Genomic DNA, 8,136 nt, shown 5'->3' on the forward strand with positions numbered 1-8,136 from the left:
CCGCGAACACGAACGGCTCTACACCCACCCCCACCAGGCCGGATTCAGACTGACCGCCTGAACAATCTTCACTTCAGAAGAGCCGCACCCATCGGAGTTGGAGCCGCTGAACTTGTACATGTGGCCGTTGTAGGACGTCTGGTCCCAGACGCAGAGGTAGCCGGACGGGCAGTCGGCGGTGGCGGCCTGGGCGGGCGCGACCGGGCCGAGGAATACGGCCGCGACGGCTGCGGCGACCAGCGGCAGGACACGGGTGAGACGCATGGGGATTCTCCTCTGGCGATTCGGAGAGCAGGAATGTGCTCTGCGGCAGTTGCCGGCATGGGCTTCGAAGGATGCTTTTCGGCCCCTGGTAAGGCATCTGCGTCAACTCGAGGTTCCGGGAAGCAAGAGTTGTTCGCCAGGCCGGGAGGACGGCCATAATCAACGAATCAATCGGACCATTCGGAGGGTAGACCGAGTTGGCAGGCAGGCCAGGCCGTCCGGAACAGCCGCTGGATCCTGAGGCAGGGCCTCTGGAGCGCTTGGCATTGGATCTGCGTGCGCTCCGTAGCAGGGTGCGGCTCACCTACGCGCAGATGGCCGCCTCGACCCGCTTTTCGCAAAGTGCGCTGTCCCAGGCCGCGGCCGGCCAGCGGCTGCCCAGCCGCGAAGTCCTCCTCGCCTATGTTCGTGCGTGCGGTGGAGACCCGCGGTGGTGGGAGGACTGCTGGGAGCGTGTTCGGCAGGAGCTGAACCGGCTTGAGGAGGCGCGGAACGCCGACCCGTCCACTCCGGCGGGCTTCGGCGGCGTGGAAGCCACCAGCTTCGTGGGCCGCGAGACCGAGCTCGCCCAAACCACTGCTCTGCTGGAGCACAGTCGACTGGTCACGCTGGTCGGCGTGGGCGGTGTGGGCAAGACGCGGCTGGCCGGGCGCGTCTTGCGAGAAGTGGGCGAACGGTTCACGGATGGCACCTACTGTGCGGAACTGGCTGAACTCGGCAGCGACCACGCTGTCCCGGAAGCGGTCGCCTCCGCCGTCGGCGTGCATGCCAGGGCAGGGCAGGACCCTCTGACCGCACTCGCCGAGGCGTTGCGCGGACGGAGCGTTCTCCTTCTCCTCGACAACTGCGAACACGTACTCGGCGGGTGCGCCCGCACCATTGGGGGCCTGCTGCCGCTGTTGCCGGACCTACGCGTCCTTGCGACCAGCAGGCAGCCCATCAATCTCGGCGCAGAGCATGTGCTGCAGGTGACACCGCTGGGGCTTCCTCCCCTGCCCCAGCCACAGTCGGCCCACGAGGCGCCCGCTGACAAGGAGCGCGCCCCGGGAGCGTGCGGCGTGGACTCGCCGGCCATGACGCTCTTCGCCGATCGGGCCGAGGCCGCCTCTCCCGGCTTCCGGGTGACTGATGCGAACCGGCACATCGTCGCCCAGGTGTGCCGAAGGCTGGATGGTCTGCCTCTCGCCCTGGAGATCGCCGCGCGGCGCCTGCGCACCTTGGCACCCGAGGAGCTTCTGCAGCGGCTCGATCACAGGTTCCGCCTTCTGGGCCCCAGCGCCGGGGAGCGCACCGCGCCCCCTCGCCACCAGGCGCTGCGTGCACTCTTCGACTGGAGTTATGAGTTGTGCACCGAAGCCGAGCGAACGGCCTGGGAACAGCTGTCGCTGTGTACCGGCGGGGTACTGCTGACCGACGCGGAGCAGCTCTGCGGCCCCGCCGGGCAGGCCGCCGCGGGGACCACTGGCGCGGGTGAGGCATTTGAGGCCCTGGTCGGACTCATGGACAAGTCGCTCCTCATGCGTGTCGAGACCGATGGCTGTACCCGTCTGCACATGCTGGAGACCGTTCGCTCCTATGGCCAGGAGCGCCTCGTGGAGAACGGACCGGCCCAGTCGGCTCTGCGTTGCCACCGTGCCTGGTACCTCCGGCTCGCTGCACGGGCGGGGCTCGCGTACGGCTCATCCGCACAGGCATCGTGGTTACGCCGGCTGCGTGCGGAGCACGCCAACCTCCGGCAGATCGCCACCTCGCCTCCGCCACCCGGTGAGCCTGCGGCGATTGTGCTGCACGCGTGTCTCGGGTTCTGGCTGCACTGTCTGACCTCGGCCAATGTGGGCGAGGGCGCGGGGTGGATGCGCGGCATTCTCGAACGCCACCCCCGGCCTCCCTCCCCCGAGACTGCCCTCCTGTGGTGCCAGGCCGTGTGGGTGGCTGGGTTCCTGTTGCTTCTCCAGGGTGATCACGATGGCGCCCAAGAGGTGATCACGCGGGGAGAGGGAGCTCTGGCGGATGTGCCTGCTGTGAATGCCGCCGAGGCGGGCGTCCCCGCGGACCACCCAACTCCTGCCCAACTGACTTCGGCGTTCCTTCAGTTGCGTGCTCTTCCTGCCCTGTTCGCCGGAGACACGGAGACCGCCGTGAAGTTCACGGAAGCCTCTCTAGCGACCGGCCAGTGGTCCGACGCGCTGTTGACTCGAGAGCAGTGCATCGCCCAGCTCGGCTTCGCCGCCGTGATGCAGGGCGATCACGCCCGCTCCACCGTGTTACTCGAACAGGCGCTGGGGATGTCCGAGGCCCGGGGCGATGTGTGGCATCGGTGCTATCTCCTGTGGGCCCTGGCCGTCAACTACAGTGACGCGGGTCGGCCCGAGCTCGCCCTGAAGCCCCTCAAGCGCGCCCTGCACCACACGAGAGAGATCGACGAGCACTTGGGAGAGGCGGCCCTCAGCGAGACCCTTGCCTGGGTACTCTCCTCCTGTGGCAACCCTCGCTCAGCGGCAGTCGTGCTGGGAGCCGTGGACCGCGTGTGGCATCCCTCCGGCGCCCCCCGACTATTCGGATTCGCACTTTTGACCGCTCACCGTGAGCGCGCGCTCCACAGCGCAATCCGGCTGCTGGGCGAGAACGAGTACCAACAGGCGTACCTGGAGGGGCAGAACCTCGGCCTGCGGGGGACGCTGGAGAGAGCCTTCGCCGCCAATCAGGTTCGTTCCTGAGCTGCTCCCGGCTCTCACCCGGCGCGCCGGCATTGAGCCCTTTCGCCACCGACACGAGATGTGCCTCTACCTATTGAGAGAGGTCTTCATTCGCGTTCAATCCCGGCCAGCGCGGCAAAGGCGGCAGCGTCCGCTTCATCCAGCCATCCGACCTGGACCAGTACGACATCCACCCCAGCATGCGCCAGCAGGTCGGCGACTGCCTCGGCGGCACCCACCCCTACCTGGACTGAGCGGCCAGAGCCGCCTCCACCCGCCCCGCGGCCGCAAGGATGTCCGGCTCGGCCCTACGGATGAAGCGTCCCACCAGGCTGTCGACTCCATAGCGGGCAGCGATCTCTGCTAAGGGCTGTGACAGAAGTGACTTCGCCATCGGGCGTGGTCGTCATGTCACAGAACACGAGGACGTCCACAAGAACCTGGTCCTCAGGCAACGGAAACTCGGCCTCCAGGACGTCCCGCAGGCCGCGCTCCTCAGCCTCCAGCAAGGCCAGCGAGTGGTTCGCTACCAACCGGACCAGCCGTCGATCCGCGCCATGGACGTCACGAAGAAACCGGGCGCCATCCAGCGATGAGAGCCGGTATCGGCCAGCCGCGGAGCGTATCCGACATCATGCAATACGGCCGCAGACAGCATCAGCTCGGCGTTTGATCTGGAACGCCCGCCTTGCTGCTGCTTCGCCCAAAGGTGAATCCCTCCGGGTAGAGGGCCGCCCGTCTGAAACGTGCAAGAAGACGAAACACCACGGACCGTCGAAACCTTGCATTCATGGAACAAACCCAGTGCGCTTACCGAGCAAATCAGCGAGCCATGGGCTCTCCACCGTTCGGGCCGCGAAATGCTTACCGAATGTCGGGCTGACGCATCCTCGGCCGCGAGCGGAGGGGAATTCCACAGACTGTTCCACCCCTCGCATTGCATCACGCGGAGTTACCTCTAGTGGAACCGCCCGGCCTTCCATGACGTGAATGGCTCCAGCCTCCCGATCTCCGGCACGGCAGCACTCACCGCTTCAGAGAAGTCTGTTGCCAGCTTCCTGGCCATTCTGAGAAGCTCAGCCAAGTCATGGTATTCCATCCGAGGGTCTGGGGCCCACGACGTTCGCGATGTGCACTCAACGCTGACTGCATCACCCTGGGGGGTGAACGTGAGAACACGTTCGACCCCTTGTGGATAGAGGTCTATCGCCACGGCTCGACCCGAATCAAGCGCCGCGAGTAGCTCGGGGAGACCTTCAAGGAAGGAAGACATGTCGTATTCGATGTCGAACCTCCAGTCGTCCTGCCCGAATCCACCAATCACGAATTGGCAATCAGTCTCTGACAGAGAGTAGCACCCTTCGATGACCAGGTACTGATAGTCATCATTGTCCTCCAACCCTCCTTCCGGACCCCGCCCGGAAACGACCTCCGAAGGCCCCTGGAATTGAAAGTGAAACATATTTCCCCTCATGGAATTATTGGATAGGCGGACCTGAACAGGCCATTTCGCCCCGGAACGAGGATAGCGTGAGTTGCCTCTTTCCAGGTTTCGTCTTCGAATACAACCCTGCCCATCCCCTTGGGGATCTGAACGATGTATGAATCCTCCGTTCCTGTCAGACCGGGGCGATGTTCTCGGCGCAACAGGTCTGCGGCCGCGTTGTCGTCAAGCCATTGACCTTGGGGCGTTCCCTTCCCTCGCGCTCGATCCGCCATCTGCTGGAGAGTGCGCTTCCGGCCATGCATCTTGAAGGTGTGTCCGAACGTCTTGGTGCTGGCCGGCTTCCAGTTGACTTCCCCCCCACTCGATGATTGCGAACCCTGCCCGCCCGTCCCGCTGTCGCCGAAGCCTCCGTTGGCGCTTGCCCCCATGAGGACGATGCCCGCGGAGCCCAGGAGAGCTGCGTTGACTGCGGCTTGGACGGTCAGGCCGCCCACGGCGCCCCCGCCGGCGAGGGCCAGACCGGCAAGACCGGTACCAGGTCCGATGAGTGCGGCCAGGGCGACCAGAAAGAGAAGGAGTCCGACCCAGAAGAGAGTCCGGTCGAGGGCTTCCAGTAGATGGGCCGGGGAGAGGAGCGTGTCGGTGGTGACGTCGGCGCCACCCAGGCCGCGGTAGAGCATGAACACTCCGGCGGCGGCGGAACCCAGGGCAGTGGTGATGCGGAAGCGGTGCAAGGCCACTTGCTCACCGATGGGCTGAGCCGCAGTAGCCCGCCAGGTGCGGAGCAGGGCGGTCAGTTGCCAGGCGATCCAGGCCAAGGCCGCCATGGCGCAGTAGAGAAGGATCTCAGGACGCGGTCCAGTGGCGATATACGTCTGCAAACCAGAGGTGGAGTGGAACGATCCGATACCTAGGAAGATCAGAGAGGGCAGAGCCAGGAGACAGGGAATGACCAGTTGCCATCTCCAGCGTCCGCTGCCGGCGCGGGTCTTTCTCAACAGGCCGCGGATGTCCAGACCCTTCCAGGCACCTTCACGGTCGGAGGTGTCGATGCGGGCGGCGATGTCCGCGGTCAGGCGACGCAGCTCCTCGGTCTCCGCAGCTGGGGCGAGGGCACTCATGTAGCACAGCGCGCGGCGCAGCCGTACGAAACGAACGGCGATCAGCAGGGTCCAGGGCAGGCGCCAGGCGGCGTAGCGGATGAGGGCAGCGGGGCTGTCGCCGACCTCGCGTTCGCCGGCCAGCAGCACGCCAGGTATTCGATTTCTACCGTGGTGCAGTTGGCGCAAGTCAACGATCATGGCCGTGGCCAGGCAGACCAGTGGCATCAACCACGACTTTGCGTCCAGCTTCTCCAGCCAATCCGCCGCGCCGGTGGCGTCATAGTGCTGGGCCGCGTAGTTGTTCAGCGTGTGGTACCCGATCGCAGCCGCTACCGGTACCACCGCCAACACCCGTATCCAGCCGCGGCCGCGCAGCAACACCCCAACACCAAGGCCGGCCAGGGCCGTCCACACCAGATGCGAGAACGTCGCAGAGGCAGCCTCCTGGCCCATCTCCAAGGTAGCGAACGGGGCCGGAAGCCAACTGGTGAACACCTGGTGTGGGCCGGGCACATACGGCGGGGACAGTCCATCGGGGATCACCCAGCCGCCATGGGCGCGCGGGATGGCCCGCTTGGCTTCAGCTGCAAATCGCAGCAAAGCCTCCAACAGCCCGAACCCGGCCCCCAGAGCCGAGCCGAGCACCACGAAGTCCGCCAGCCCCCACTGTCGACGCACCTTGGCATACAGCCCGGCCAGCAACAACGGGCAGAGTTTGATCAACTCCTCCACCCATGGCGCCACCGTGTAACTGGTGGTGTCCACCACCTCTGCCAGCGGAAGCCCTGAACCATCCGCATACAGACGGGTGTAGGCCATCTCCACAAGCGCCACCACCACGCCGCACCCGTACACACCCACCATCAGGGCCAGCAACACCGTGGACAACCGCACCGACCGCGTGGGCCACGCCAACGCAAACAGCTGCAGCACACCCCACACGGCAGCCGCCACCATTAACAACGCCACGACGCAACCCCCACAGATAGATTGAATTCGCAGTAGCGAACGAAATGCTAGGGGGGTGTTCGGTCGAGGGCAAGAGCCAGATCCAATGCGTCTCGGTCGGCTGGATGCGCTTCATTGAGCTTCTTCGAGTAGCCACCGATCGGGTGATTGTGACTGAGCGCTTCACTTGGCGAGTGAGCGGCTACAGCGTCCGGTGCTGGCAGCTTGGTGAGCCGGGACAAGGGTCCACTCGAATCTGCCGGCCTGACGCCAACACGGCGGGCACGGCCGGGTGAGCGGCGATCAAGCTGTTGTCAGTGGCTGGCTCTAGGGTCGGCCCTATGTCAGCAGACCTGGTCCAGGCCTCATGGACTCGCATCGACGCGTGGCTGCGCGAGCACGCGCCCCGCACTTTCGCCACGCTTCGGCCGCCCGCAGGAGACGAGGAGATCGCGGCAGCGCAAGAGGAACTGGGTGTCACCTTCCCTCCGGACCTGGTCGCTTCACTCCTCCGACACAACGGGGCGCTGGAGGGACCTGAGGCTTTCCGGTTCAGCACGGGCGACCGGCTGCTCGGAGTGAGCGGGATCCTCGGGGATACCGGGTTCATGCGCGGCATCGACCAAGGCCTCGACGGGGAGGCCGAGGGCTACTGGCTCAGCGGCTACGTAAAGTTCGGTTCTTATGACGTGACGTCGGACGGTGTCCTGATGGATTGCCGTACCGGGCGGGACTCCTTCGGTGCGATCGGACGGTTCTTCAACGAGACCGGCACCAGTTTCGGGGAGGCCGACTCGCTGGGTGGGTATCTGGCCGAATTGGCCGGCAAGCTTGAGCGCGGCCAGGACGCTGGTGTCGTCACGTTCAACGGCCGGCTGTTCTGGGAGGGGCCTCTGCCTGCCAGGCCGGAGTGCAGTGCCGACGAGCCCCTTCCCGCGCCGGATGAGCAGCTGCCGGAGCTGGATCTGTCCCACAGTCCCACCGACCTCCTCCACGTGAGCTACCTGGACGGACATGAGGAACTCGGTGCACTGATCGCGATCCTGCCGTATGAGCAGGTGGTTGAGGCCGCGCGGAAGCAGCTGCGCAGACTGGCGGTCGGAACGGGCCTCAACAACTACCCGGAGGTCAAGGCAGCCCTGGACGCGTGGGAGCGCGGTGTGGCCCCACCACGGCCGGACCAAACCGGCCCGCTCGCCTTGCGGCTCCGCGCGGTGCTCGCGCAGGCCGACGCCGGCCGAGACAACACTCGCAGGTGGGCCGCGGAGAAGATAGCGCTCGGGATCTGGGGGTCCCCCTACAGGTCCGTGTGCGAGAGCGCGGAGATCCGAAGTCACTTCACTCTCGACTGGCGTGCGGATCTGCATGCGGACCTGGGCAATCCGCCGCTGCCACCGATACCTGACGACCGATTCTGGGGAACCCTGAGCAACCCCGCCATCGATTCCAGTTGGTACGCAGCTCAGTACACCCAAGATCAGGACTGACCTGGAGCTGGAGGAGGCCGAGACCGGACAGCTCTCGGCCGCGCGCAGGCAGCGGGACCGGCGGATGCGGGAGATGGTCCTGACGGCGTACGAGTATCAGAGTGCGGTACGCGATCTTATGCCCGGCTTGTCATCGCTCGATGGGGTGACGTTGGGGCATCGTTGCCGGTCAAGTGTTCGTGATTCGCTTG

Annotated in this window: 5 protein-coding genes and 3 pseudogenes; 4 read left to right on the forward strand and 4 right to left on the reverse strand. The window is 65.6% G+C overall.

All coding sequences use genetic code 11. The features are described from left to right. Positions 1–18: 18 nt before the first annotated feature. A complete protein-coding gene (locus AB0I52_RS32485; RefSeq protein WP_363078721.1) occupies positions 19–264 on the reverse strand; it encodes a peptidase inhibitor family I36 protein in 246 nt (81 codons plus the stop codon). Positions 265–530: 266 nt separating this feature from the next. On the opposite strand from AB0I52_RS32485, the gene AB0I52_RS32490 reads away from it, so the two are divergent. Both AB0I52_RS32490 and AB0I52_RS32495 read left to right on the forward strand, forming a co-directional pair. Continuing rightward, positions 531–2,981, forward strand: a complete 2,451-nt coding sequence (locus AB0I52_RS32490) for a helix-turn-helix domain-containing protein (RefSeq protein WP_363078729.1) — start codon at positions 531–533, stop codon at positions 2,979–2,981. 128 nt (positions 2,982–3,109) lie between these two features. Further along, positions 3,110–3,214 (forward strand): annotated as a pseudogene (locus AB0I52_RS32495) (NUDIX hydrolase); the annotation flags it as partial. Here the strand turns inward: AB0I52_RS32495 and AB0I52_RS32500 are convergent. The 3 genes and pseudogenes from AB0I52_RS32500 to AB0I52_RS32510 form a co-directional block, all read right to left on the reverse strand. Then, positions 3,202–3,630, reverse strand: a pseudogene (locus tag AB0I52_RS32500) (HD domain-containing protein); the annotation flags it as partial. The pseudogenes AB0I52_RS32495 and AB0I52_RS32500 sit on opposite strands and share 13 nt — an antisense overlap. 288 nt (positions 3,631–3,918) lie before the next feature. Beyond that, entirely contained in the window at positions 3,919–4,359 is a 441-nt protein-coding gene (locus tag AB0I52_RS32505; protein ID WP_363078723.1) for a hypothetical protein, read from the reverse strand. 71 nt (positions 4,360–4,430) lie between these two features. Then, on the reverse strand, positions 4,431–6,443 hold the full coding sequence (locus AB0I52_RS32510; RefSeq protein ID WP_363078725.1) for a PrsW family glutamic-type intramembrane protease: 2,013 nt from the start codon (positions 6,441–6,443) through the stop codon (positions 4,431–4,433). 356 nt (positions 6,444–6,799) lie between these two features. Here AB0I52_RS32510 and AB0I52_RS32515 point away from each other — a divergent pair, with 356 nt between their 5' ends. Together AB0I52_RS32515 and AB0I52_RS32520 are read left to right on the forward strand one after the other, a co-directional pair. Then, positions 6,800–7,945: an SMI1/KNR4 family protein gene (locus tag AB0I52_RS32515; protein WP_363078727.1), complete on the forward strand. Its 1,146-nt coding sequence runs from the start codon at positions 6,800–6,802 to the stop codon at positions 7,943–7,945. Position 7,946: 1 nt separating this feature from the next. Then, a pseudogene (locus tag AB0I52_RS32520) lies at positions 7,947–8,051 on the forward strand (restriction endonuclease); the annotation flags it as partial. Between the last annotated feature and the right edge of the window lie 85 nt (positions 8,052–8,136).

This window comes from Streptomyces sp. NPDC050423 (genome assembly GCF_040655445.1).
Classification (GTDB): domain Bacteria; phylum Actinomycetota; class Actinomycetes; order Streptomycetales; family Streptomycetaceae; genus Streptomyces.